Annotated in this window: 21 protein-coding genes and 2 pseudogenes; 11 read left to right on the forward strand and 12 right to left on the reverse strand. The window is 61.4% G+C overall.

Translation table 11 applies throughout. The features are described 5' to 3' along the window. Positions 1-155 precede the first annotated feature (155 nt). The 3 genes from O1Q03_RS05125 (at position 156) to O1Q03_RS05135 (ending at position 3,798) form a co-directional block, all read left to right on the forward strand. The gene (locus O1Q03_RS05125; RefSeq protein WP_269501954.1) at positions 156-1,310 is read left to right on the forward strand and encodes a DUF3182 family protein; all 1,155 of its coding nucleotides are present in this window, start codon (positions 156-158) and stop codon (positions 1,308-1,310) included. Continuing rightward, on the forward strand, positions 1,307-2,086 hold the full coding sequence (locus tag O1Q03_RS05130; protein WP_269501955.1) for an alpha/beta hydrolase family protein: 780 nt from the start codon (positions 1,307-1,309) through the stop codon (positions 2,084-2,086). Before O1Q03_RS05125 ends, O1Q03_RS05130 begins: the two co-directional genes overlap by 4 nt. A gap of 422 nt (positions 2,087-2,508) precedes the next feature. After that, positions 2,509-3,798: a PAS domain-containing protein gene (locus O1Q03_RS05135; RefSeq protein ID WP_269501957.1), complete on the forward strand. Its 1,290-nt coding sequence runs from the start codon at positions 2,509-2,511 to the stop codon at positions 3,796-3,798. Positions 3,799-4,200: 402 nt separating this feature from the next. On the opposite strand, the gene O1Q03_RS05140 is transcribed toward O1Q03_RS05135, so the two are convergent. After that, positions 4,201-5,052: a LysR substrate-binding domain-containing protein gene (locus tag O1Q03_RS05140; RefSeq protein WP_269501959.1), complete on the reverse strand. Its 852-nt coding sequence runs from the start codon at positions 5,050-5,052 to the stop codon at positions 4,201-4,203. Between the two features lie 105 nt (positions 5,053-5,157). Between O1Q03_RS05140 and O1Q03_RS05145 the strand changes: the two genes are divergently transcribed. Further along, positions 5,158-5,862, forward strand: a complete 705-nt coding sequence (locus O1Q03_RS05145) for a haloacid dehalogenase type II (protein ID WP_269501960.1) — start codon at positions 5,158-5,160, stop codon at positions 5,860-5,862. Between the two features lie 324 nt (positions 5,863-6,186). Beyond that, positions 6,187-7,125: a LysR family transcriptional regulator gene (locus tag O1Q03_RS05150; protein WP_269501961.1), complete on the forward strand. Its 939-nt coding sequence runs from the start codon at positions 6,187-6,189 to the stop codon at positions 7,123-7,125. A gap of 288 nt (positions 7,126-7,413) precedes the next feature. Here O1Q03_RS05150 and O1Q03_RS05155 read toward each other — a convergent pair whose 3' ends face one another. The 8 genes and pseudogenes from O1Q03_RS05155 to O1Q03_RS05190 form a co-directional block, all read right to left on the reverse strand. After that, positions 7,414-8,187: an ABC transporter substrate-binding protein gene (locus O1Q03_RS05155; RefSeq protein WP_269501962.1), complete on the reverse strand. Its 774-nt coding sequence runs from the start codon at positions 8,185-8,187 to the stop codon at positions 7,414-7,416. Between the two features lie 70 nt (positions 8,188-8,257). Continuing rightward, the gene (locus O1Q03_RS05160; RefSeq protein WP_269501963.1) at positions 8,258-9,454 is read right to left on the reverse strand and encodes an acetyl-CoA C-acyltransferase; all 1,197 of its coding nucleotides are present in this window, start codon (positions 9,452-9,454) and stop codon (positions 8,258-8,260) included. Beyond that, positions 9,451-10,113 (reverse strand): 3-oxoacid CoA-transferase subunit B, encoded by a 663-nt coding sequence (locus O1Q03_RS05165; RefSeq protein ID WP_269501964.1) that lies wholly within the window; start codon positions 10,111-10,113, stop codon positions 9,451-9,453. The genes O1Q03_RS05160 and O1Q03_RS05165 overlap by 4 nt, the downstream gene beginning before the upstream one ends. Further along, positions 10,088-10,768: a CoA transferase subunit A gene (locus O1Q03_RS05170; RefSeq protein WP_269501965.1), complete on the reverse strand. Its 681-nt coding sequence runs from the start codon at positions 10,766-10,768 to the stop codon at positions 10,088-10,090. Before O1Q03_RS05170 ends, O1Q03_RS05165 begins: the two co-directional genes overlap by 26 nt. 10 nt (positions 10,769-10,778) lie before the next feature. Further along, positions 10,779-12,092 (reverse strand): aminotransferase family protein, encoded by a 1,314-nt coding sequence (locus tag O1Q03_RS05175; RefSeq protein WP_269501966.1) that lies wholly within the window; start codon positions 12,090-12,092, stop codon positions 10,779-10,781. A 42-nt stretch (positions 12,093-12,134) separates the two neighbouring features. Beyond that, positions 12,135-12,896 carry an amino acid ABC transporter ATP-binding protein gene (locus O1Q03_RS05180; RefSeq protein ID WP_269501967.1) on the reverse strand — a complete coding sequence of 254 codons (762 nt, stop codon included), beginning with the start codon at positions 12,894-12,896 and terminating at the stop codon, positions 12,135-12,137. Next, the gene (locus O1Q03_RS05185) at positions 12,893-13,555 is read right to left on the reverse strand and encodes an amino acid ABC transporter permease (RefSeq protein ID WP_269501968.1); all 663 of its coding nucleotides are present in this window, start codon (positions 13,553-13,555) and stop codon (positions 12,893-12,895) included. The genes O1Q03_RS05180 and O1Q03_RS05185 overlap by 4 nt, the downstream gene beginning before the upstream one ends. 336 nt (positions 13,556-13,891) lie before the next feature. After that, positions 13,892-14,368 (reverse strand): annotated as a pseudogene (locus O1Q03_RS05190) (MFS transporter); the annotation flags it as partial. A 105-nt stretch (positions 14,369-14,473) separates the two neighbouring features. Here O1Q03_RS05190 and O1Q03_RS05195 point away from each other — a divergent pair. The 4 genes and pseudogenes from O1Q03_RS05195 to O1Q03_RS05210 all read left to right on the forward strand — a co-directional run bounded on the left by O1Q03_RS05195 (position 14,474) and on the right by O1Q03_RS05210 (position 17,738). Next, the gene (locus O1Q03_RS05195; RefSeq protein ID WP_269501970.1) at positions 14,474-15,103 is read left to right on the forward strand and encodes a helix-turn-helix transcriptional regulator; all 630 of its coding nucleotides are present in this window, start codon (positions 14,474-14,476) and stop codon (positions 15,101-15,103) included. Next, positions 15,093-15,281 (forward strand): annotated as a pseudogene (locus O1Q03_RS05200) (ornithine cyclodeaminase family protein); the annotation flags it as partial. The gene O1Q03_RS05195 and the pseudogene O1Q03_RS05200, both read left to right, overlap by 11 nt. 369 nt (positions 15,282-15,650) lie before the next feature. Then, complete coding sequence (locus O1Q03_RS05205; protein ID WP_269501972.1) at positions 15,651-16,796, forward strand: threonine synthase; 1,146 nt, start codon at positions 15,651-15,653, stop codon at positions 16,794-16,796. Between the two features lie 12 nt (positions 16,797-16,808). Beyond that, positions 16,809-17,738 carry an asparaginase domain-containing protein gene (locus O1Q03_RS05210; protein WP_269501974.1) on the forward strand — a complete coding sequence of 310 codons (930 nt, stop codon included), beginning with the start codon at positions 16,809-16,811 and terminating at the stop codon, positions 17,736-17,738. Between the two features lie 201 nt (positions 17,739-17,939). Here O1Q03_RS05210 and O1Q03_RS05215 read toward each other — a convergent pair whose 3' ends face one another. Beyond that, entirely contained in the window at positions 17,940-19,085 is a 1,146-nt protein-coding gene (locus tag O1Q03_RS05215) for a branched-chain amino acid ABC transporter substrate-binding protein (RefSeq protein WP_269502070.1), read from the reverse strand. Between the two features lie 441 nt (positions 19,086-19,526). Here O1Q03_RS05215 and O1Q03_RS05220 point away from each other — a divergent pair, with 441 nt between their 5' ends. Then, a complete protein-coding gene (locus O1Q03_RS05220; RefSeq protein ID WP_269501975.1) occupies positions 19,527-20,144 on the forward strand; it encodes a LysE family translocator in 618 nt (205 codons plus the stop codon). 107 nt (positions 20,145-20,251) lie between these two features. Then, on the forward strand, positions 20,252-20,500 hold the full coding sequence (locus tag O1Q03_RS05225; protein WP_269501976.1) for a hypothetical protein: 249 nt from the start codon (positions 20,252-20,254) through the stop codon (positions 20,498-20,500). A gap of 133 nt (positions 20,501-20,633) precedes the next feature. On the opposite strand, the gene O1Q03_RS05230 is transcribed toward O1Q03_RS05225, so the two are convergent. Both O1Q03_RS05230 and pcaC read right to left on the reverse strand, forming a co-directional pair. Continuing rightward, positions 20,634-21,992, reverse strand: a complete 1,359-nt coding sequence (locus O1Q03_RS05230; protein ID WP_269501977.1) for an MFS transporter — start codon at positions 21,990-21,992, stop codon at positions 20,634-20,636. A gap of 240 nt (positions 21,993-22,232) precedes the next feature. Further along, positions 22,233-22,619 carry a 4-carboxymuconolactone decarboxylase gene (gene pcaC, locus O1Q03_RS05235; RefSeq protein ID WP_269501978.1) on the reverse strand — a complete coding sequence of 129 codons (387 nt, stop codon included), beginning with the start codon at positions 22,617-22,619 and terminating at the stop codon, positions 22,233-22,235. Positions 22,620-22,624 lie beyond the last annotated feature (5 nt).

Raw genomic sequence — 22,624 nt, forward strand, 5'->3', positions numbered from 1 at the left:
CGCGAATCGTCGCCTGGCGCCGGCACGCATGGTCCGGCGACGTACGCGAACGAATCTTGCTCCGTCACCGCGGCGGACGGTTTCGGGTTTCGGCGAGCGATATCGCCCGCCGCATGCGTCCGCGATGACTGCGCCTTCGCGCGAAAGGGGCCAATTTGAAGCCACTGGGCCATCTTGCACAGGTGAGGCCGGCACTCCCGGTCGTCCTCGTTCATTTCCGCGACGACGCGACGGACCATGTCGGCCACGTTGCCGACACGCTGCGGCAACTCGGCGCGCAGATCGCCGAACTCAAGGGCACGCGGCTTGCGGGCGAGTTCCGTCCGACGCAACGTTACCCTGCGCACCGATACCTGATCCCGGACGATACGCTCACGCTGTCGCAGGCGCACAAGCTGCGGGTCCGAACGGTCCGCGACCTGTTCGGCGGCGTCGTCCCGTTTCCGTTTGTCGCCACCAAGGTGATCGCCCATGGTCTCGTCGAAGGCGCCCGCGCGAAGCCGCCAGGCTGGTCGGCCGCATTCGCCGCAAGCGCCGCGCCGCTGACGCTGCCCGGCTATTCGGCGTTTTCGCGCGACGATGCGCGCAGCGCCGCGCAGCTGCTGTTGAAGGACGGCGGTGTGCGGATCAAACGGCCCGACGGAATCGGCGGAACAGGCCAGGCGCTCGTGACCGACATGTCTGAAGTGGAAACGGAGCTTGCCGCGCTCGACGACGACTCATTGCGCGCGAACGGCGTCGTCGTCGAGCGCAATCTCGATGCGATCGAGACGCTGAGCGTCGGACAGGTCACGCTGGACGATCTGGTGGCGAGCTATTGGGGTGTGCAGCACCTGACCGTGAACAATCACGGGCATCACGTATATGGCGGTACCGATCTCGTCGTCGTGCGCGGCGGCTTCGACGTGCTGTCGCAACTCGACGTGACGCCCGACGTGCGTGGCGCGATCGCGAAGGCATGCGCGTTCGACACCGCGGTGCACCGCGATTACGCAGGATTTTTCGCGTCGCGGCGCAACTACGATGTCGCGTTCGGCACCGATGCACATGGCGTGCGCCATTGCGGCGTGCTCGAGCAGTCGTGGCGGATCGGCGGCGCAACCGGCGCTGAAATCGGTGCGTTGCGCATGTTCAGGGCAGACCCGCAGGTGGACGCGGTGGCTGCGTCGACGCGCGAGCTCTACGGCGACGACCCGGCGATACCGGCTGACGCGCATGTCGTCTATCGAGGCGTCGATCCCCGGGCGGGCGCCATCACCAAGTACTACACGGTCGATCGCCATCCCTTGCGAAGGAGCAGCGAGACATGACAGCGGAGCATTATCGTGTGCAGATCAAGGTCGAGAACGGCTACCTCGACGGTACCGTGCTCGCGCCGAAGACCACCGTCGCCGGCGTGCTGTTCGTGCACGGCTGGGGCGGCAGCCAGGAGCAGTATCTCGAGCGGGCGCGGCAGGCGGCGGCGCTCGGTTGCATCTGTCTGACGTTTGATTTGACCGGACATGGGCGCACGTTCGAGCAACAGCAAAACGTGACGCGCGAGACCCATCTTCGCGATCTGCTCGCTGCTTACGACACGCTCGTCGACCATCCGTTGGTCGATCGCGATGCCGTCGCCGTAGTCGGCAGCAGCTACGGCGGCTACCTCGCGACCATCCTGACGGAGCTGCGGCCCGTACGCTGGCTGGGGCTGCGCGTACCGGCGCTCTATCTCGACGATGGCTGGAATACGCCGAAGCGGGCGCTGCACGTGGAACACGATCTCGTCGCGTATCGCAAACGCATCGTGCCGGCGTCCGACAACCGCGCGCTGCGTGCGTTGGCCCGGTTTGGCGGCGACGTGTTGCTCGTCGAATCCGAGCACGACCAGATCGTGCCGCACACGGCGATTGCGAGCTATCTACAGGCGTGCGTGGCTGCACGCTCGATGACGTATCGGATCCTCGAAGGCGCCGATCATGGGCTGTCGGATACCGCCAGCCAGCAAGCGTATACGGCGCTCGTCGAGAAGTGGCTGGCAGAGATGATCGGGGGGCTGCGCGCGGGGGTCCGCGGTGCTGCCGAGACTGGGCCGCCTGATTTGTAGAAGGATTGCGCCAGCCGGCGCAGCCCGATTCGGGCTGGCGTGGCGGTTTCGTGCACGACCAGCGGGTGGATCCCCGGGGCGGTGAAGTGCTGTGTGGGATCGTTGAATACACCGCGAATGTTCGGCAATCGAGGTCGACACCGGCGTATTCGGTAAGCTCGCGATAGAGACACCGCGTGCCCCTTGACATTCCACCGGAACAGCGTGAATGTATTAACAATCCAGTCCATTCCTTCATTTTATTTACAACCAAACCGATCAGATTTATTTAACCCATTTGTCAAAAACGGTCGCCCTCACTCGCACCAGCGGGCGACTACGAAAGTGTTTCTCCATCTCACAAGTCGGACCGGCGCACGACGAAAGCCAGGCCTCATGTTTTCCGACATCCGTCGATAGAATTTTTCGTGATCGAACATTAAATGGAGAACACACCGATGATTACAGAAGCGATCAATGACATCAAAAACATAGAGGACACCAAATACAATAACAAGCCCGTTTCCGACCCGCGGGCTGTTTTGTCCACCATCTCCCTGCCGGCGTGCATCATCGATGGTCAAGGCTACGTTGTTTCGCTGAATGATCCGTGGCGCAAATTGATAAATCCGTCCGTCGATCCACAAAAATACAACCCGTGGGCCGAGCTGATCAATCCTTCGGATAGATATCGCGCAGTGTCCAATTTCTGCGCCGCGCTGGTGAAAGGGAATTTCATCTCGTTCGAATGCAGATTAAACGGGAGCGACATCGACAGCAAACGTTGGTATATCGCGACCCTTCAGCCAACCAAAAATCTGGAGTGGCTGTGCATTTTCACCGATATCGACGAAATAAAGACCCGGGAGATTTCGCTGGAGCGACGCGCATCCATCCAGAGCGACATGCTGGACATCAGTGTCGACTGCATCAAGCTGCTCGCCACCGATGGCATGTTGCTGCATATGAATAAAGCGGGCTGCCAGGCATTGGGTATCCCGGAAAATTCTGCTTTCGGCATGCCCTGGCTGGATTTGCTGCCTGCGGATGTTCAACCTGCCGGCAGGATTGCATTGAACGAGGCAAAAGATGGAAAGTCCGCCAGATTTCCAGGGCGCAGCGTCGATTCAAATGGCCGGGTACAGCATTGGGACAATATGTTGACCCCTGTAGTCGGCCCTGCCGGCCGCGCAACAACGATTCTGTGCATTTCACGGGAAGTGACCAGGGAAATCGAGTCACGAGATGCAAACCAGCAACTTCAGGACCGGCTGAATATCGTCGCGCGGTTTGGTGATATTGGCTTGTTTGAATGCGACGCCCAGGCAAAGCGGATCACGCTTGACGACCGTTGTCATCAAATCCTGTCTCTCGATCCGGCGAACGGCTCCCGGTCAATTGATGAACTCGGCGCGCTCGTGCACCCTGAAGATATGCAGCGGGTGGTGTGCGTGACATCGATCGACCAAGGATCTTCGGCTTCCAGGCTGGAGTACTTTGGCGAGTTCAGAATCATCAGGCGCAGCGGCGAGATTCGAGAAATACGCGTGGCCGCGTACCGCGCACGTACCCCGCAGGAGTCGGAACGGGTCTTTGGAATGATCTCCGACATCACGGATAAGCGCCACGACTCAGTCGGCGAGAATGCAAATCCCGCGCCCAAATCCGGTACATACACGAGAAGCTACCGTAATTTGAGCGAGTTTTTGCAGCTCAAAGTGCCGAGCAACTGACTGTCAAAAAACAACATTGCAGCGAGGCATCGTAAGTCAGCGCTCGCTCGCCACTTCGGCATGCATCACTCCGTCCTCGCATAGGGCCGTGGCCGAATCCGATGAGAAGTCGGCGGAACTCGGTGTGCTTGTCAAGCGTTCGGCGCTATACGATGGACGCGCTATCTCCTCGCTCCATGCAGTTCGCATGGCTCGTTGGTCCCGGCAAGTCTCACGGCCTTTTGTCGGGACCCTTTTTATTTCAGTCTCCGTCCCGTGCGCTCGCCGATGCGATGCGGGGCCGGTGATCACCGTGGAGTGCGAACACGAACAGGAGCGCCAGCGCGGCTTCACGCAATGGTTCAAAGCGCATTGAAATCAGCCTGAAGCCGGCATGTCCCGAGGCTTCCTGTATTCGTACGACTACGCGCGTTTGATTTGCTTGACCAGAAAATCGACCATATCTCGCTGTGCGTCGCCGAGAATATCGCCGGTGCCGACGAGCGCAAGCTCTGACGGCGGCAATGGAGGCAAATTGGTGCAGACTCGATGCTCCGGCAAGATGGCGGACTTCGGTAGCACCGAAATGGCGAGACCTGCAGCGACCGCGGCCTGTATCCCGGTAAGGCTTTGGCTGCCGAACGCTATTCGCCACGCGCGCTGCGCCTTGTCGAGACTGCCGATCGCCCGCTGACGGTAAATACATCCGTGGGGGAAAAGCGCAAGCGCGATCGGCTCTTGCGAATCCGGTTTCGGCGGGTCGGCATCTCGCCCCCGCACCCAAGCAAGCGACTCCGGCCACGCTCCGAAGCAGTCGCCTGCGCCAGGTTCGCGCTTGACGAGTGCGAGGTCTATTTCCCTCGCGGCAAGCTTGCTTTGCAAATCCGCGCTCATCCCTGCCGACGTTTCGAGCCTCACGTCGGGTCGGACTTTCAGAAAGCCCGACAGTATTGCCGACATGCGCCGCGCATCGAAGTCCTCCGGCACCCCGATTCGAACCGGCGCAAGCCTGACGTCGCGCTCGAGCACCTCCCGGGCTTCCTGCGACAACGCCAGCAGCCTCCGCGCGTACTGCGCGAGCAAGACGCCGTGTTCGGTGGCAACGACATTACCCGAACGGTCCCTCAGCAGCAGCGGACGTCCTACCGACTCTTCCAGCTTTCGCACCTGTTGGCTGACAGTCGACTGCGTGCGATGAACGCGTTCGCCTGCACGGGTGAAGCTGCCTTCATCGACGACGCAAATCAGCGTCTTCAGTAGCTCGAGATCAAACATGGCCAGTCATTTGAAGCTCAAATAAGGACGATTTTATTATCTAATTTCCAAATATCAAACCTTCTGCCTATGATGCGAACTCCTTCCAGCCAAACAGGAACGATGATGTCACTGAAAGATACGAACCGGCCGCAATGGCTGACATTTGACTGCTATGGCACGCTCATTCAATGGGACGAAGGTTTGCTGGCAGCGGTACGCGAGATTCTTGGAAATCGGCAGGCAACGGCGGTCGACGCATCACGGTTCATCGAGGTTTACGATCGGTATGAACATAGGCTTGAGCAGCAATCGCCCCACCGCACCTTCCGTCAAGTTGCTGGTCAGGGCCTTCGACTCGCACTGGAAGAATTCGGCCTCGCCGGCAGCGAAAGCGACGCCGCAGTGCTGACGTCGAGAATTGCGGCGATGCCACCTTTTCCGGAGGTCGTCGGCACGCTACGGAAGTTGAAAGCAATGGGATACCGTCTCTGTATTGCCTCGAATACAGACGACGACATCATTGCCGGCAACGTCGCACAACTCGGCGGCTACATCGACAAGGTCATTACTGCACAACAGGCCGGGGCCTACAAACCAGCGCGCCGGCTGTTCGACTACGCGCACGAACAGCTTGATGTGTCGAAGGACGACGTTGTTCACATTTGCGCCAGCCCGCATCTTGACCATGCGGCGGCGCGAGACATCGGATTTCGTTGTGTGTGGATCGATCGAGGCACGGGTCGACAATTGCTGCCGGACTATACGCCGGACGCGACGTTGCAGACGCTGGACGAAGTGCCGGAACTGTTTGCTACGCTCGGCTGGTAGGCGGTTGTCCCATTGCCCCGATCGTGGTCTGCCGGAATGCATGGAATGTTGCCGGAAGAAGCAAAGCAGCGGCTGAACATGGCCGCTTAGTTTCTACTTCTGAACCCCGTGGAAAACGGGGGGATTACCTGCCGCCATCGTGCTCCGCCGACGGGCGAAACGGCGCTGAGAGCGTCTCCGCATGATCATTGACCGATTTCGCTCATCACGTGGTTGTTACTTGGAAAGCCCTGTCCCAAAAGGCTTTTCAACGCTCTCGACTTGCGAGCAGTCTCTGTTTGCACAATTTAATGGTCAAGATATGATCTTTATCGATCAATTGATATGGGAGCGGCCATCGTGCGAACAGACTTCAGTCTGCGCGACATAGAGATCTTCCACGCAATCGCGACGGCGGGATCGACACGACAAGCTGCGGTACAGCTCGGCATCACGCAGTCGGCCGTCAGCCACGCGCTTGCCCGGCTCGAGGAAGCTCTGCACATTCGGCTTTTCGCGCGCGAGAACCAGCGACTGCAGATATCTCCCGCCGGACGCTACATGCTCGACGAGGCCGTGCAACTGCTCGACAGGTTGAACCGCATCGAGGAGGAAATTTCACTGTTGCAGGAAAGCGGGGTGGCGTCGCTGCGGGTTGGCTGCGCGCCCGGACTGTGCCATCGCTTCGGCCCACAGCTTGTACAGCAGTATGCACAAGCACATCCAGGCATCGGTGTCACACTCGACGTCGCGGCAAGCGGTCGACTCATCTCCGACGTGGAAGGCGGGCGTCTTGACCTGGCGATCGTGTCGTACCAGATCCATGAACCCGGTCTGATCTTCACCCCGGTGTTCGGTGCAAAGATGGTCGCCCTGTTGACACGCAAGAACCGGCTCGCCAAGCGCAAGCTGCTCACCTATGCCGATCTCGCCGACCAGCAATACATCAAACCCATTCAGTCCGACCACTTGATCTATGACGATTCGAGTGACCGGCGGCAGTTGAGCTATGAGTTGCGCGTCAGCATGAGTTCACTCGGCGAGGTGATTCGCCTCACGCATGGCGTGAGCTTGCTCAACGCACTCACAGCTGCCGAGCTGTGCACCAACCGGGAACTCGTCGCCCGAGCGTTCGATTCCAGTCAGTGGTTCAACTTCTATGTGGTGCATCGCCATGTCATGAAGGACAACCGCGCCGTAGCAGACATCCTCGACATCGCGCAGCGCTACGTACTGGAGACCGCGAGAGGGACGGACTATCCCGACGCATTTTCGATCGACTGAAGCATCGGCGAGATCCGATGTGTCGCGGCATTGACACTGCCGCCATTCGACGCACGAACCGGACATTCACCTGGCAGCGTGGCTAACGTACCCGCTCTGCCCTTGCCGTTGTGCTGGCACAGGCGTATTTGCCGCAAGCGGCTTGATCCGGCGAAGTGGCTGACCGGCTTGCCGCAGCGGCGCAAGAAACATGACCGGGAATTTTTGGCGGCTGAGGCAAGCTTCTTACCGGCCCGGCACCTAGTTAGAATGCTCGCCATCGGTGCGCCAACGAAACCCGGCTACAAATCAGCGTACATCTTCACCCAGCCACTTCTTGCTGATCGCGTCGTACTCCCCATCCTTGTACAGGGTGTCGAGTGCCGCATTGATCGCGTCGCGCAGCTTCGGGCTGTCCTTACGAACCGCAATGCCCACCTTCTCAGGATACAGAAGCGGTCCGACCGACTTCGCGCTGATGTTCTTGTCCCGGATGGTCAAGATGCCTGCGATACGATCCGTGACAAACCCGTCGATGCGACGGTTCTGCAAATCGATCAGGACGTCCGGCAGTCCCTTGTACGTTTTGAGTTGCACGTCGGGCTGGTTTTTGCGCAACCACGCCTCGTAGGTTTCGCCAAGGACCACGCCGACCACCTTGCCCTTCAATTGATCGACGCTCTGTACACCGCTGCTCTTCGGCACAAACAACTGGGCGCCGGATCGATAGTAGCTCTGTGTGAAATCGACTGCTTTCGCCCTTTCCTCGGTTATGGCCATGCTGCCAATGATCGCGTCAAATTTCCCCGCCAACAGTCCGCCGACGATGCCATCCCATGCAGTCGTCACCGGTACCGGCTTCGCACCCAGCTTCGCCGAAATCCGGTCGCCAATATCAACGTCGAATCCCTTGAGTTGACCCGATTCATCGACAAAGTTGAACGGCGGGTACTTGCCGCTCATCGCAAACGTCAACGATCCGGTGCGCTTCACCTTGTCGAGGTCTTCTGCATGGGCTGAGAAACTCGCGAAGCCAACCAGCGTCGCGCAAGCGGTGATCATGAATGACTTAAGGAAGATCATCCTACGGCTCCTAAGTGGTGTTGCTAACACGTACAGTTGGAATAATCGGCAGATCCGGACGTGTCCGCCGTCACCGGTAGTCCACCTCGAACAACGCGGCGGCTCCCTGTCCGCCGCCGATACACATCGTCACAACCACATACTTGACCCCGCGGCGCGCGCCTTCGAGCAACGCATGACCCACCATCCGTGTGCCGGTCATCCCGTATGGATGGCCAAGCGCGATGCTGCCGCCATTCACGTTGACCGTTTCGTATGACAGTCCGAGCGCGCCGACACAATGCACGACCTGCGACGCGAACGCTTCGTTGAGTTCCCAAAGGCCCACGTCCGCGACCGATAGTCCCGTGCGTTCGAGTAGCCGGCGCACGGCGGGCACCGGCCCGACGCCCATCTCGTCGGGCCGACACCCGGCGACCGTGCACGCGACCATCCGCCCGAGCGGCGGAGTTGATAGCGTGTCCAGCATCGAGTCGGACACGACCGCGCACGCCGCCGACCCGTCGGCCAGCGCGCAAGCGTTACCGGCCGTCACAGTACCGCCATCGCGCACCGCATCGAGCGCGGACAGGGCGTCGATGGTCGTCCCCGGCCGTCCGCACTCATCGGCCGTCACACGCAGCGCGCGCGGGGAACTCGTACCGGTCGCCTTGTCATGCTCGAGTTTGAGCACGTCAACCGCGACGATCTCGTCGTGCAGCAGTCCGGTCTGTGCCGCATGCGCGGCGCGTTGCTGGCTGATGACTGCATAGTCGTCCTGCGCTCGACGCGACACGCCGTACCGGCTGGCAACGATGTCGGCCGTATCGACCATGGGCATGTACGCATCCGGATGCTGCTCGAGCAGCCGTTCATCCTGCTGCCTATGCCGATTCATGTGCGCCTGTACGAGGCTGATCGACTCGACGCCGCCTGCGAGAATCGCGCCTGCGTCGCCGCCGGCAATGCGCGCCGATGCGAGTGCGATCGACATCAGTCCGGACGAGCACTGCCGGTCGACAGTCATGCCAGGGGTCGTCACGGGCAGGCCCGCAGCAAGCGCAGCGAGCCGACCGATGGTGTAGTACTGCGTACCTTCCGGCAGCGCGCACCCCAGGATCACGTCGTCGATTCGTTCAGGATCGATACCGCTGCGCGCCACTGCCCCCCGCAACGAAAATGCCGCGAGTGTCGGCGCCGTCGTATCGTTGAACGCACCGCGAAACGCACGGCCGATGGGTGTGCGCGCATAGCCGACGATCCATGCATTGCGTGAGAATCGGGTCATTCGAGTTCCTCTTCAACCGTGAAATCGGCTTCGGTAATCGTGCGCAATTCGCGTATGCTCAACTCACTGAGACGCTCGATAAGTCTTAGCCCTTCGTCACCACACGCGAACACCGCATGCTCCGTGATGATCATTGACACCCGCCGTCTCACGGTGAGCGGCAGCGTACAGTGCGTGACGATCTTCGGCTTGCCGCTCTTGTCGACGTGCGGCATCGTGACGATCACTCGGCGCGCCTTCTGTGCCAACTCGGCGCCGCCGCCGATGCCGGCAACGAGGCTACCCGGTACAAGCCAATTCGCAAGGTCGCCGTGCGCGGACACCTGCAGCGCGCCGAGAAATGTGATGTCGATCAGCCCGCGGCGGATCATTCCAAACGATGCCGCGCTATCGACGATCGAGCCGCCCGGCACGATCGACACGTACCCGCCTCCCGCATCGATCAGATGGCTGTCGAGATCGTCGGGATTCGCGAGCGCGCCAACGCCGACGATTCCATTCTCCGAGTGGATCCAAGCTGCCGACGGATCGTCGAGAAACGATGGAATCAGCGTCGGCAAGCCGATACCGAGGTTGATCAGCTGACCTCGCGCGACTTCGCGTGCGGCGCGCCGCGCGATCACGTGGCGCGGGTCAACGCTGGATGGGGCGGTATTCATCGAGGTCTCCGTCGATTTGAATCAAGCCGTGCACGTGAATGCCGGGCGTATGCACGCTACCAGGCGCGAGCGGCACATCGGCGATCGTGAGCGTTTCAACGAGAACGTGATCCGCCGCCATTGCCATCAGCGGCGAAAAATTTCGCGCGGCACCGCGATAGCTGAGATTGCCGTACGTGTCGGCGCAATCGGCGCAAAGCAATGCGAAGTCGGCTCGCAGCGCCGGCTCGAAGTACAGCGTCCGCCCTCCGACCGTGATCGACTCGCGCGATGCGCCCAACTCGGCTGGCAACTCGATGTCCGTGACGACGCCAGGCAGCCCGACGCCCGCGCAGCGAATGCGTTCAGCGAAGAGCCCCTGCGAAAAGAATTCGACCTGCAGCGTGCCGGCGATATGCGCACGCCGCGCGGGGCCACTCAGGCCGAGATGCGTGGTCAACAGCCGACTTACGATGCCCGCCTCGATCAGTTGCGACACGCCGTAGCCGTCCTGGTTCGCGTCGTTCTTGATGATCGTGAGGCCCTGCTTGCGCTGCCGTTTCAGCTCCGCAAGTAGCGAAAACGGCGTACCGGGCGACCCGAACCCGCCCACCATGATCGATGCGCCATCCGGAATCTGCGCGATCGCATCGGCCAGTTGCATGCGTTTGCTCATTGCACCCGCCTCAACGCGCCACTGCTCGGAACGCTTCGTCGAGCCCCGCGACGATTTCGTCGCATTGCGCACGCGTCGTGATGAGCGGCGGCGCAATCAACGTATGGTCACCCGTCTCGCCCATCAGCGACTTGCGCGGATAGATAATCACGCCGTGTTCGCGTGCGACTCGCGTCACCTGCTCGCCGAACTTCAGCGAAGGCTCGAACGGCGTTTTTGCGGCGCGGTCAGCCACATACTCGATCGCGAGCAGGAAGCCACGGCCGCGCACGTCGCCGATGAAGTCGTATCTATCCGCGAGCTGTGCGAGTTGGCTCCGCAGATATTCACCGGTTGATGCAGCGTTCTCGACAAGCCCGTCACGCTCGATCACGTCTATCACCGCGAGCGCCGTCGCGCTCGCGAGCGGATTGCCCGCGTAGGTGTAGCCGTGCTGGAAGCCGCCCGCCGCGAGAATCGGATCGGTCAGCTCCGCACGCGTGACGATCGCGGAAGTCGGATAGTAGCCGGCACCGAGTCCTTTCGCGAGACACAGGATGTCGGCCTCGACGTTCCAGTGCTGGAAGCCGAACCACCGCCCCGTGCGACCGACACCCGTCATCACTTCGTCGAGAATCAGCAGGATTCCGTGCTGCGAGCAGATCTCTCGGATGCGCGTGAAATACACGTCGTGCGGCACCTCGGCGCCGGTACTCGCCCCCCCGATCGGCTCCGCGATAAACGCCGCGACGTTGTGCGCGCCGACTTCCCGAATTGCTGCATCGAGTTCGTCTGCACAGTCGAGCGCATGCTGCTCGGCGCTCTTGCCGTCGGGGACCCGATACTGCGTCGGCGACGCGATCTTCGGATAGAGCTGGAACATGGGCTCAAATGGCTTCGTCAGCGGTGTATAGCTGGTCATCGCGAGCGCACCCATCGTTGAGCCGTGATAGGACGGCTTTCGAGCGATGAATACGTTACGCTGCGGCTCGCCCATACACACCCAGTGCTGTCGTGCGAGCTTAAGTGCCGACTCGACCGACTCGGAGCCGCCACTCGAGAAGAACACGCGATCGAAGCGCCCACCGACGAGGCCGATCAGCCTGTCTGCCAGATCGAGTGCCGGCTGGTTTTCGAATTGGGTGCGATACGCGAACGCGACCTTGTCGAGTTGCGCGAGCATCGCGTCACGGATCGCCGGATGTCCGTGTCCGAGCTGCGCGACGATCGCACCAGAGCACGCGTCGATATAGCGCTTGCCACCGGTATCCCACGCATAGATGCCCTCCGCACGCGCGATTGTCGGCAGTTGCACGGCGGCCTGGTAGAAGAGATAGTCGCTCATTGAAGTCCTTTGCTTGGTTTACGCGTGATTGCTATCTCGCACTCAGCGGATGTCGGCGAGGAACGCCTGCGTGCGCTCATGCGACGGTTGATGGAAGATTTCAGACGGACGGCCCGCCTCCACCACTCGGCCGTCCGCCATGAATACGACACGGTCGGCTACACGCTCGGCGAAGCGCATCTCATGCGTGACAATCATCATCGTCATGCCCGCCTTTGCCAGGCGCTCCATCACGGCCAGCACGCCGCCGACCATCTCCGGATCGAGCGCGGACGTCGGTTCGTCAAACAGCATCGCGTCCGGCTTCAGCGCGAGCGCCCGCGCGATCGCGACACGCTGTTTCTGGCCACCGGACAGATTCCCCGGATACACGTGCTGCTTGTCGAGCACGCCGACGTTGTCCAGCAACGCGCGCGCTTCGTCACGCGCCTGTGACGCGCCCAGCCCAAGCAGCTGCATCGGTGCCAGCGTCAGGTTTTCGAGCACCGTCAGGTGCGGAAACAGGTTGAAGTGCTGAAACACCATGCCGACTTTCATGCGCATCGCATTCAGGTAGCGCTCTTGAGCGCGATGGCTACGACGCGGATCGTTGACGAGGCTGCCCAGCACTCGCACCTCACCCGCCGTCGGCGTTTCAAGATGATTCACGCAGCGAAGCAGCGTGCTCTTGCCCGAGCCGCTCGGGCCAATCAGCACGACGACCTCGCCCTTGTGAACGTCGAGCGAAATGCCCTTTAGAACGTCGAGCGCCCCGTAAGTCTTGTGAATGTCGCGCAGCGCGATCTGTGGTTCCGACCGTGTCATGCGCGACCTCCCTTCAGGATCAGGCGTCGTTCCATCTGGCGCAGCAGCAGGCTCGTGCCGGTCGTCAACAATGCATAGATCATGGCGCAGGCAAAGTAGAGTTCGAATGGCTTGAAGGTCGCACCGACGAGCTGCTGCGTGCGCATGAACAGCTCCGCAAGCGTGATCGTCGACACGAGTGACGTGTCCTTGGTCAGGATGATCAGGTTGTTGCCGAGCGGCGGCACGATCAGCTTCAGCGCCTGCGGCAGAACGACAAGACGCATCGTCCGTGCCGCTCCGAAGCCGAGTGAGCGGGACGCCTCTATTTGCCCGTGCGGGATCGAGAGGATGCCTGCACGAATCGTTTCCGCGTTGTACGCACCCACGTTGAGTGCGAGTCCGATCACGCCGGACGCAAACGGCGACAGTTCGATCCCAAACTGCGGCAAACCGAAATAGATGATGAAGAGTTGCACGAGCAGGGGCGTCGAGCGAATCAGCCAGATATACGCGCTCATTGCATCGCGCAGTATGCGATGTCGCGACAGTTTTCCGAGCGCGGCACCAAGGCCTATCGCGAGACCAAACACAGTCGCGAGCAGCGTCAGTTGTACCGTAACGCCGGCTGCTTCAACCAGCATTGGCAAGTACTTGAGAACGAGTTGGAAATCGAACATGGTGTGATCGACCAGCGCGTTTCATCGAATGTGCGAAACAGCGCTGAGAAGTGTCTCCGTATCAGGATTGACCTATTTTTTTCATCACCATCGCGCTGCCGCAAAGTGCCGACGGCATAACGGTTTGGTAACGCTCTTGACTGGTCGGCAGTCTCTCTTTGCATAATTTTTTGGTCAAGATATGATCTTTATCGATCAATTGATACGGAACCGGATATCACGCGAGCGACCTTCCGTCGTCACGGTATCGAGGCTGATCACACTAGCTGAAACAAGCATGTTCCAAGGAAGAAGTGAAGCAGTCGGGCTGGATGCGGCGTGTGCAGGCAACTCGTATTACTGGGCAGCGCGAGCCGGTTTCGTTTCGGCAGCCATGAAGCCAGCGCCGATGCAGATAGCGTTCGCCGCAAGCAGATACGCGACAGGGGACAGCGGATTGCCAGTCGTGCCGATTAGCCAAGTGATGATCAGTTGCGCGGTACCGCCGAAAAGCGACACTGCGACTGCATACACGATCGAGAAACCCGTCGAGCGAACCTGCGAAGGAAAGCTCTCTACGATCAGCGCCGCACCGCTCATTCCATGGAGTGCGGAGAGAACCGAAATGGTGCTCAGGAATACTAGCGGCGTCGGATGCGAGACGATCAGGCTCAGCGCGGGAAAGATCAGCAAGAGCAACGCCACGCGTGGTCATATCAGCACCGTGCGTCGGCCAAAGCGATCGCACAGTCGCCCACCCGCGACCGCAAACACCGCGAGCGCGATACCGGTGACGAGCGTCGCGAGCATCGCCACGCCGCCGGGCAAATGCAGGTGGAATGATCGGGATTTTCATCTAGACGGATTGTTATGAGTTTGACAAAACGTCTAGTTATGGCCAAACTGCCCAGCATGCCAAAGAAAATCACTGGACCCAACATGCCGAAGAAGACTCCCGAACAGCAGCTACTGCTTGGGCAGATCAAACAGGTCGCGGAAGGGCTGGCCCAGACCTTCGCCCCATTTACCGAGGTCGTGGTCCATGACCTCCTCGACCCGGAGCACGCGGTGCTCGCGATCCACAACAATCTGTCAGGTCGAGAAGTCGGGCAACCCGCGACTGAACTGGGGCTTGCGCGGATCATGGACGCTGCCTACGAGCCGATCATCGCCAACTATCCGAATCAGTTCGCGGATGGCCGCCAGGTGAAGAGCACTTCCATCGGCATCAAGGACTCCAAAGGCGACTACATTGCCGCGTTGTGCATGAACGTCGACCTCACGCTGTTCCGAGGGTTTCAGAACATGCTGAGCAGCTTCATGGCGGTCGAGGGCACCACGCCTGCCAGGGAATCGCTGGACCCCGCTAGCGCCGATCTCATTCGCACCCGTATCGACGCGTTCGCCGCACGCATGGCGTCGACACCGCGCTCGCTCAAGCCGGAGGACCGCCGCTCGCTCCTGAAGGAGCTCAAGGCGGCCGGCCTGCTCGAGGTCCGTCGGGCGATGGACACCATTGCCGTCTATCTGGGCGTCTCTCGCGCAACGGTGTACAGCGATGTCAAATGACGCCACGCTACTTCTCGTCAACAAGCATGTCGTCGATCAATTGCTCGTCCCGGACGACGTGATCGCGGTGGTGCGCGAGGCTTTCGAACTGCACGGACAGCGCGCGGGCCGCGTATTTCCGGTCGTGCGCGAGCAACTGAGCAAAGGCGGTATCTTCGGTATCAGCGTGTTCGACATGACTGGCCTAGCCTTGCAGGATTTGACCGTTGCTCGATTGATCCACCGCCGCGCCACTAAACTCGGCGTCGGCGTCACCGTGGCGTGGCCGTGGTGACCGCTCCCGGCCTGGACCCGGAATCCGGACGATCCGCGATGATGGCTCGCACCGTGCATGCTCGCCTTCATCGCACGGCCCGGTGCGACCACCGCACGCGGCCCATCGCGGCTTCTGCCGATGATTCGCCGAAGCCAAGGACTCCTTGCGTTTGGCTCGCCAAGGGACAGATTTTCGTCAATCAATTGCCTTACCGTAACACCGCCAACGTCACAGCCATCATCGTCTTGCTCTTGCAGCGATCCGGTATGTGCCAACGAGGAGTCGGAAAACGTGAAACCGCACTATGTTGAGCCGCTCAGCGGCACCACTTATCCCCTAGACACGCCTCGGTGGTGTTCGGACGACCGCAGACCGCTCCTGATCTCGCCGCTGGCTGGAATTTCCCGGGATGACATTGACCGACACCTTCGCTCTCAATGGCGCTATCGCGCATCGCTTCCAGTCGAGATCGTCGCTCCCATCTCCATGGGGGAAGGGTGCACCCCTCTGATCCAGAAGACGTGGGGCGACCACCGGCCGCATTTCAAGCTGGAGTGGTTTAGCCCGACAAGCAGCTTCAAGGATCGCGGCACCACGGTGATGCTCTCGATGTTACGGCAACAAGGTATCACGTCGGTTCTGGAGGACAGTTCTGGCAATGGCGGAGCGTCGGTGGCGGCTTATGGTGCTGCAGGCGCCATGCGCGTGAAGATTCTGGCGCCCGCATACGCGTCGCCCGCGAAGATCGCCCAGATGCGAGCCTATGGGGCGGAGGTACAACTGGTCGACGGGCCTCGACAGGCGTGTGAGGATGAGGCCGTCCGGCAGTCCGCGAGCATTTTCTACGCCAGCCACAATTGGCAGCCATTTTTCCTCGAAGGGACCAAGTCGGTCGGCTACGAGATCTGGGAGGATCTCAACTTCGAGGCGCCGGACAATATCGTCATGCCTGCAGGCGCGGGCAGCAATGTACTCGGCTGTTATCTGGCGTTCTCGGAACTGATGCGCGCGGGCCAGATTCACAAAATGCCCAAGCTCTTCGTTTGCCAGCCATTGAACTGCTCTCCTATCGATGCCAGCTTCCAGGCGGGCGTCACGACTCCCGTTCCGCGCGAGGTGCGAAAGACGGTCTCCGAGGGGACGGCCATCGCCCATCCTCTACGGCTGGCGCAGGTAGTCAACGCTGTCAGAGATACGGGTGGCACGACCGTGGCTGTGGAAGAAGAAGCAATCGCCGAAGCGCTCCGGCGGATTGCGCGACTAGGCCTGCTGCCGGAGCTGACTTCGGCAACTGCGGTTGCAGGATTTGATCGGCTCGGGCAACTTGGGGCGATTCGGGCGCGAGAGGAAACGGTTGTCCTCCTGACAGGCACGGGTATCAAGAACGCCGGAGCCATCGCGGATATGTACTCGGACATTCTCGACACTCCTGTCTAAAGGTCAAATTCAATGAAAATCGGACTCCTCAATTGCGGCGGCACCATCACGGAAAGCTATCAGATTGATGGGACGATCAAGCGTCTATTGGCACGCGATCTGATCGTATTGAGCGGTCAAGCAGACTGGATCGGACGTGACATCGATCCTGTCGATAGCTGCGATCTGACTTTCGCCTCACTTTGCCACGCTCGTGATGTCATGCGGCAGGATCGCGAGAGCGAGGCTTTCGTCATGTGCTGCGGCACTGACGCAATGGAAGATGTCGCCTATGCTGCCGCTCTGCTTTTTGATCGCGACCGGCCTGTCGTCTTGACCGGTGCGGCGATCCCCGGCGGTAATGCCAACGCAGATGGTCCGCGCAATCTGGCGGACTCTGCAAACCTGGCACGGGTCATGCCGAAGGGCGCGAGCGTCCTCGTGGCCTTCGCCGGACGGATTTTCGATCCGGTCTCGATCGTCAAGGTATGGCCGCAGGCCATTCAGCCCTTCGGACCGGAAACAGCGATTCGCGGCTCCATCGAGGCCGACATCGTCGCGCTCACGGGGTCGTGCATCGTTGACGAGAGTTACGCAGAACTCGGCGTATCCGAACTCGGCGCCCGCGTTGCGATCGTCATGGAAACCTTCGGGTCACTCGTTGGCTTTCCGGATATCGCCGGACTCGACGGTATCGTCGTGGCCGGCAAGGGTGCAGGGGGCTTCTCGGCGCAGTCCGAGCGATTGCTGAGCGAAGCCGCTGCGCATATCCCTGTCGTACTATCAACACGCTGCGCCCATGGTTTCCGGGTCAATTCAGCCGTAACCAAATATGCTTACGATCGCGCTCACAATCTCGGCCTGACCACGGCAGGCTATGACGGTCTTAACGCATCAAAGGCACGAATTCGGCTCATAGCGGAGCTTGGCCGTGCAAATCGCCGCGAAACGGCTGGGCGCTGATCGGCGCCTCGTCTCCTTCTGGCCCGTTTGAGCATCTTTCTCTGTCAATCACGGTCGCGATTCACCGCTTGCCATGCCCTCATACCGAGCGCACGACAAAAACGCCGCCGGGGCCGGCGGCCATTCAAGGATTTCAGCAAAGATCCACTCGCTCGCGTGCGGGCGCGGGGGCTTCGCGGCTCCCGCGTCGGCCTGCTTCCATTACATTTTCTCGACCCCGATCAGCGTCCGCTTGCCTTTGACATACTTGTAAAGTGAGATGGAGCTGTCCTTCAGGTCGCCGTGCTCGTCGAACCGGATATTGCCGATCAGTGTGTTGAGATTCGTCGAGGGCATGGCGGACAGGATACCGGCGCGCGTGATCGAGTTTGAGCGTTTCATGGCATCAACGATCACGTAGACGGCGCTGTATGCGACCGGCGAGTAGACCACCGGATCGTGACCGTACGCTGCCTTCAGTTCCTTGGCGAACGCGGCGCTGCCGGCCATTGCGGCCAGATCGCCACCCGCGACCGAGCACACCAGGTTGTCCGCGGCGCTGCCGGCGAGCCTGGCCAGGTCGGTCGTGCAGACACCATCGCCCGCCAGGATCTTGGCGGAGACTGCCAACTGCATGGCCTGCTTGGCGAACGGGCCGCCGGTGGCGTCCTCGCCGCCATACATGATGGCGTCGGGGCGTTCGGCCTTGATCTTGGTCAGGATGGCCTTGAAGTCAGTGGCCTTGTCGTTGGTAGCGTCACGCGACAGCACCTGGATGCCTGCGGCCTTGGCGGTCTTCTCGAACTGGTCCGCAAGGCCTTGCCCGTAGGCCGTGGCGTCGTCGACGATGGCGACCGTCTTGACCTTCTGGCTTTGAGCGTACTTGGCCAGCGCGGGGCCTTGCTGCGCGTCGGTACCGATCACGCGGAAGGCGGTCTTGTAGCCTTGCAGCGTGTACTGCGGGTTCGTAGAGCCCGGGGTGATCTGGGTGACACCGTTGTCGCGGTAGATTTTGGACGCGGGAATGGACACGCCGGAGTTCAGGTGGCCGATCACGGCCACGACGCCGTCGTCGGCCAGCTTCTGCGCGACGTTCGTACCGATCCTGGGATCGGCTTGGTCATCCAGCGATTCGATTTCCAGGACGACCTTCTGGCCACCGATCACCAGATTGCCGGCCTTGTTGATTTGCTGGACCGCGAGCTTGGCGCCATCGGCCGCATCCTGACCCATGTGGGCAATGTTGCCGGTCAGCGGTTCGGCGCTGCCGATCTTTACGATCACGTCTGCGAGAGCAGCTTGACCGCAGGCCATGGCGATGCAGGCGAGAGGCAGTGCGGCGTTGATGGGTTTGAGTTGAAATTTCATATGCTTGAGCCCCTTGTTGAACTGCGTTGCTGTTGAAAAATGCATGCGGCGTCTCCTATCGAAGTTTCGACATTGGCGACATTTTCGAATGTGAGTATTCGCCAGAACAGCCCATCACTCGTGAGCAGACAAATTAGCATTCCGTAGCGTTGTGATCGGGAACCTGACCGCTCGTTAGCGATCCGTCCGTCCCATGGGACACCTCTTTCTAGAAAGATTATCTAGAATTAAATAAAATGTATTGTAGGGGTAAACGCTGAGTCATTGTCCGGAATTGATCGGGGCTGAACTATGTACTGATAGACAGGAACACCAACCACCCGCCCCACCATTCCCCAATCCCCGTACCGGCAATCGTCAAACAAACTGTACCGGTACTGTACATAAAACCGTCGCTACACTGACTCCATCCCAGTCCCGAACACGAATGGAGAATCCGCGATGGAATTCCTCACCCTGAGCGCGCTGCCCGCCGGCATGCTGTTCGCGCTCGTCACGACGATCACGCCCGGCCCGAACAACACGATGCTGCTCGCATCCGGCGTCAATTTCGGCTTCCGCCGCACGATGCCGCACCTGTTCGGCATCAGCATCGGCGTCGCGATCCTGATGCTGTGCGTCGGCTTCGGGCTCGGCGAAGTGTTCCGCCGCGTGCCGATCCTGTACACGATCCTCGAAGTCGCGAGCGTCGCGTACCTGCTGTACCTCGCGTGGCGCATCGGCACGTCGGGCGAAGTGAAGGCGCAAGGCGCCAAGCCGCGGCCGATGACGTTCCTCGAAGCCGCCGCGTTCCAGTGGGTCAATCCGAAGGCATGGATGATGGTGCTGACCGCCGCGACGACGATCCGCCTGTCCGCCGACTACGGCATGAATGCCGCATGGATGGCCGTCGTCTTCATCCTGATCGGCTTCCCGTGCATCAGCCTGTGGGCCGCGTTCGGCCTCGGCCTGCGCCGCTTCCTGTCGAACAGCCGCGCGCTGCGCATCTTCAACGTGACGATGGCCGTGCTGCTGGTTCTGTCGCTGTACCCGCTCGTCGCGCACCTGCTGCCGCAGTAAGCACTCACCGCGCGCCCGTTGAGCTTCGCCCCATGCAGGCGTACCCTTTTGGTACGGGCGCGTGCAACCGCTTCGGCGGTCGCACCGTCGCTGCATGGAGAGTGTCGATGAAGCCAATGCTGAAAACCGGCGAACACATCGAGGGCATGCACTGGACGGCCGAGTATCACCCGCTCACGCACGACATCCGCGTGCTGCGCGAAAACATCGAAGTGGGTACGTACTGCGCGCCGCCCACGCTGTTCGGCGACGAGGAAGAGATGGGCGCCGCGAATCATGCCGATCACCGCAGCCAGGAGGCCGCGCTGCGCGCGTATCTGCGCAACTTCGTCAAGGAGCACGACGCCGAGGAGTAACGGCGCGATGTGCCGAAACGACGACGGGCCGCCGAAGCGACCCGTCCTGTCGTTGCGTGTCGGCCATCTTGCATCCCACCGCAGCGACCTCCGCACACGCAGGGCCGGCGCATCGCCCCGGCCCCGCTCCCGCTCAATGCCCGAGCGATTCGATCTTGCCGGCCGGCTGCGCGACGCCGTGCGGGCGTGCTCGCTGCTTGATCAGCAACGCGGCGCACGCGAGCAGGCCTGCGACCGCGATCGTCGCGAACACACCCGCGAACGAGAAGTGCCGGCGCGTCAGCTCCGCCACGAGGAACGAGCCGGCGATCCCGCCGAAGCGGCCGACACCGAGCATCCACGCGACGCCCGTGCCGCGCCCTTCGGTCGGATAGAACGCAGCGGCGAGCGCCGGCATCGACGATTGCGCGGTGTTCATCAGCACGCCGGCCACGAACACGACGAGCACGAGCAACCCGACGTTCCCCGCCGCCTGCCCGATCGCATACACGCTGATCGCGGTCAGCGCGTAGCACACGGCGATCACGCGGTTCGCGTTGAAGCGGTCCATCAGCACGCCGCACAGCACGGCGCCGACGCCGCCGAGCGGGAACAGTGCCGAAATCAGCGTCGCGCTCTTCGGCGTGAGGCCCGCATCCTTCAGCAGGATCGGCATCCAGTTGATCGACGCGTAGAAGATCACGAGGCCCATGAAGTAAGCGATCCAGAGCATCACCGAGCCGACGATGTACGAGCGCGACAGCACGACGCCGAGGCCCTGGCTGCCGGTCTGCGGCGCCGCTTCGGTCATCGCGAACGAGCCGGCGTTCAGCGCATCGCGCGAGATGCGTGCGAGCGTCGCGCGGATCCGGTCCACGCTCTTCCCGTGCGCGACCATGAAACGCACCGATTCGGGCATCTTCAGCAGCAGCAACACGCCGAGCAGCAGCGGCGTCACGCCGCCGAGCATCAGCACGCTGCGCCAGCCGAAATGGGGGATCATCCACGCGGCGAGAAAGCCGCCGAACGCCGCACCGAGCGGGAAGCCGCAGAACATCAGGTTGATCACGGTCGCGCGGCGCTTGTCGGGGCAGAACTCGCCCATCATCGTGACCGCGTTCGGCATCGCGGCGCCGAGGCCGACGCCGGTAACGAAACGCAGAATCGTCAGGTGTCCGATGGTCGTCGAAAACGCGGACGCAAAACACGCGGCGCCGAACAGCAGCACCGAGCCGACCAGCAGCGAGCGGCGCCCGAGCCGGTCGGACAGCGGGCCCGACACCAGCGCGCCGCACGCGAGGCCGAACAGCGCGGCGCTCAGCACGGGGGCAAGATCGGGTTTGGTGAGGTTCCATTCGCCGAGCAGCGACGGCGCGATAAAGCCGATCGCGGCCGTATCGAAGCCGTCGAGCAGCACGATCACGAAACACATCAGAAACACGAGCCACTGAAAGCCGCCGAACGGCTGCTCGTTGATGAAGGTCTGGACATCGACCACAGGTGCGCGATTCATCGCGAGTCTCCTTGTCGACCGAAGCTGGCGCTTGTGCGCTGCCGCGGTCCCATTTAACGCCGATACGAACAACGCGGCCACCTGGCCGCGTGTTTCCTTGTGCGCGCGCCGATTCGCCGCCGGCGCGTCATGCTTCGTCGAGACACCTGCCGGCTGCGGCAGGCGTCGCGATCGGGTCACGTCCGGCGCGAGCCGGCCATGTCATGCAGCCTGTTGCTCAGCCGCATTAAGCGGCCCCACCTAGGCGGCCCCATCCTGTTCCTTGAAGATCTTGTCCGCGAGATGGAACGCGGAGTTCGCGGCCGGCACGCCGCAATAGATCGCGGTCTGCAGCAGCACTTCCTTGATCTCGTCGCGCGTCACGCCGTTGTTGCGCGCGGCCCGCAGGTGCAGCGCGAGCTCCTCGCCGCGGTTCAGCGCGACCATCATCGCGATGGTCAACAGGCTGCGCGTATGACGCGGCAGGCCTTCGCGGGTCCAGATCTCGCCCCACGCATAGCGGCTGATCAGGTTCTGGAATTCCTCGGTCACCTCGGTGCGGTTCTCGATCGAACGATCGACGTGCGCGTCGCCGAGCACCGCGCGGCGCACCTTCATCCCTGCTTCGTAACGTTCCTGTTCATCCATCGTCG

This window comes from Burkholderia sp. IMCC1007 (genome assembly GCF_027257875.1).
In the GTDB taxonomy this organism is placed as follows: domain Bacteria; phylum Pseudomonadota; class Gammaproteobacteria; order Burkholderiales; family Burkholderiaceae; genus Burkholderia.

What these genes read in the sequence shown, in the direction of transcription:
- O1Q03_RS05130 (WP_269501955.1), top strand. Translation starts at nt 1,307, where the DNA reads ATGACAGCGGAGCATTATCGTGTGCAGATCAAGGTCGAGAACGGCTAC.
- O1Q03_RS05135 (WP_269501957.1), top strand. Translation starts at nt 2,509, where the DNA reads ATGGAGAACACACCGATGATTACAGAAGCGATCAATGACATCAAAAAC.
- O1Q03_RS05140 (WP_269501959.1), bottom strand. Translation starts at nt 5,052, where the DNA reads ATGTTTGATCTCGAGCTACTGAAGACGCTGATTTGCGTCGTCGATGAA.
- O1Q03_RS05145 (WP_269501960.1), top strand. Translation starts at nt 5,158, where the DNA reads ATGTCACTGAAAGATACGAACCGGCCGCAATGGCTGACATTTGACTGC.
- O1Q03_RS05150 (WP_269501961.1), top strand. Translation starts at nt 6,187, where the DNA reads ATGGGAGCGGCCATCGTGCGAACAGACTTCAGTCTGCGCGACATAGAG.
- O1Q03_RS05155 (WP_269501962.1), bottom strand. Translation starts at nt 8,187, where the DNA reads ATGATCTTCCTTAAGTCATTCATGATCACCGCTTGCGCGACGCTGGTT.
- O1Q03_RS05160 (WP_269501963.1), bottom strand. Translation starts at nt 9,454, where the DNA reads ATGACCCGATTCTCACGCAATGCATGGATCGTCGGCTATGCGCGCACA.
- O1Q03_RS05165 (WP_269501964.1), bottom strand. Translation starts at nt 10,113, where the DNA reads ATGAATACCGCCCCATCCAGCGTTGACCCGCGCCACGTGATCGCGCGG.
- O1Q03_RS05170 (WP_269501965.1), bottom strand. Translation starts at nt 10,768, where the DNA reads ATGAGCAAACGCATGCAACTGGCCGATGCGATCGCGCAGATTCCGGAT.
- O1Q03_RS05175 (WP_269501966.1), bottom strand. Translation starts at nt 12,092, where the DNA reads ATGAGCGACTATCTCTTCTACCAGGCCGCCGTGCAACTGCCGACAATC.
- O1Q03_RS05180 (WP_269501967.1), bottom strand. Translation starts at nt 12,896, where the DNA reads ATGACACGGTCGGAACCACAGATCGCGCTGCGCGACATTCACAAGACT.
- O1Q03_RS05185 (WP_269501968.1), bottom strand. Translation starts at nt 13,555, where the DNA reads ATGTTCGATTTCCAACTCGTTCTCAAGTACTTGCCAATGCTGGTTGAA.
- O1Q03_RS05195 (WP_269501970.1), top strand. Translation starts at nt 14,474, where the DNA reads ATGCCGAAGAAGACTCCCGAACAGCAGCTACTGCTTGGGCAGATCAAA.
- O1Q03_RS05210 (WP_269501974.1), top strand. Translation starts at nt 16,809, where the DNA reads ATGAAAATCGGACTCCTCAATTGCGGCGGCACCATCACGGAAAGCTAT.
- O1Q03_RS05215 (WP_269502070.1), bottom strand. Translation starts at nt 19,085, where the DNA reads ATGAAATTTCAACTCAAACCCATCAACGCCGCACTGCCTCTCGCCTGC.
- O1Q03_RS05220 (WP_269501975.1), top strand. Translation starts at nt 19,527, where the DNA reads ATGGAATTCCTCACCCTGAGCGCGCTGCCCGCCGGCATGCTGTTCGCG.
- O1Q03_RS05225 (WP_269501976.1), top strand. Translation starts at nt 20,252, where the DNA reads ATGAAGCCAATGCTGAAAACCGGCGAACACATCGAGGGCATGCACTGG.
- O1Q03_RS05230 (WP_269501977.1), bottom strand. Translation starts at nt 21,992, where the DNA reads ATGAATCGCGCACCTGTGGTCGATGTCCAGACCTTCATCAACGAGCAG.
- pcaC (WP_269501978.1), bottom strand. Translation starts at nt 22,619, where the DNA reads ATGGATGAACAGGAACGTTACGAAGCAGGGATGAAGGTGCGCCGCGCG.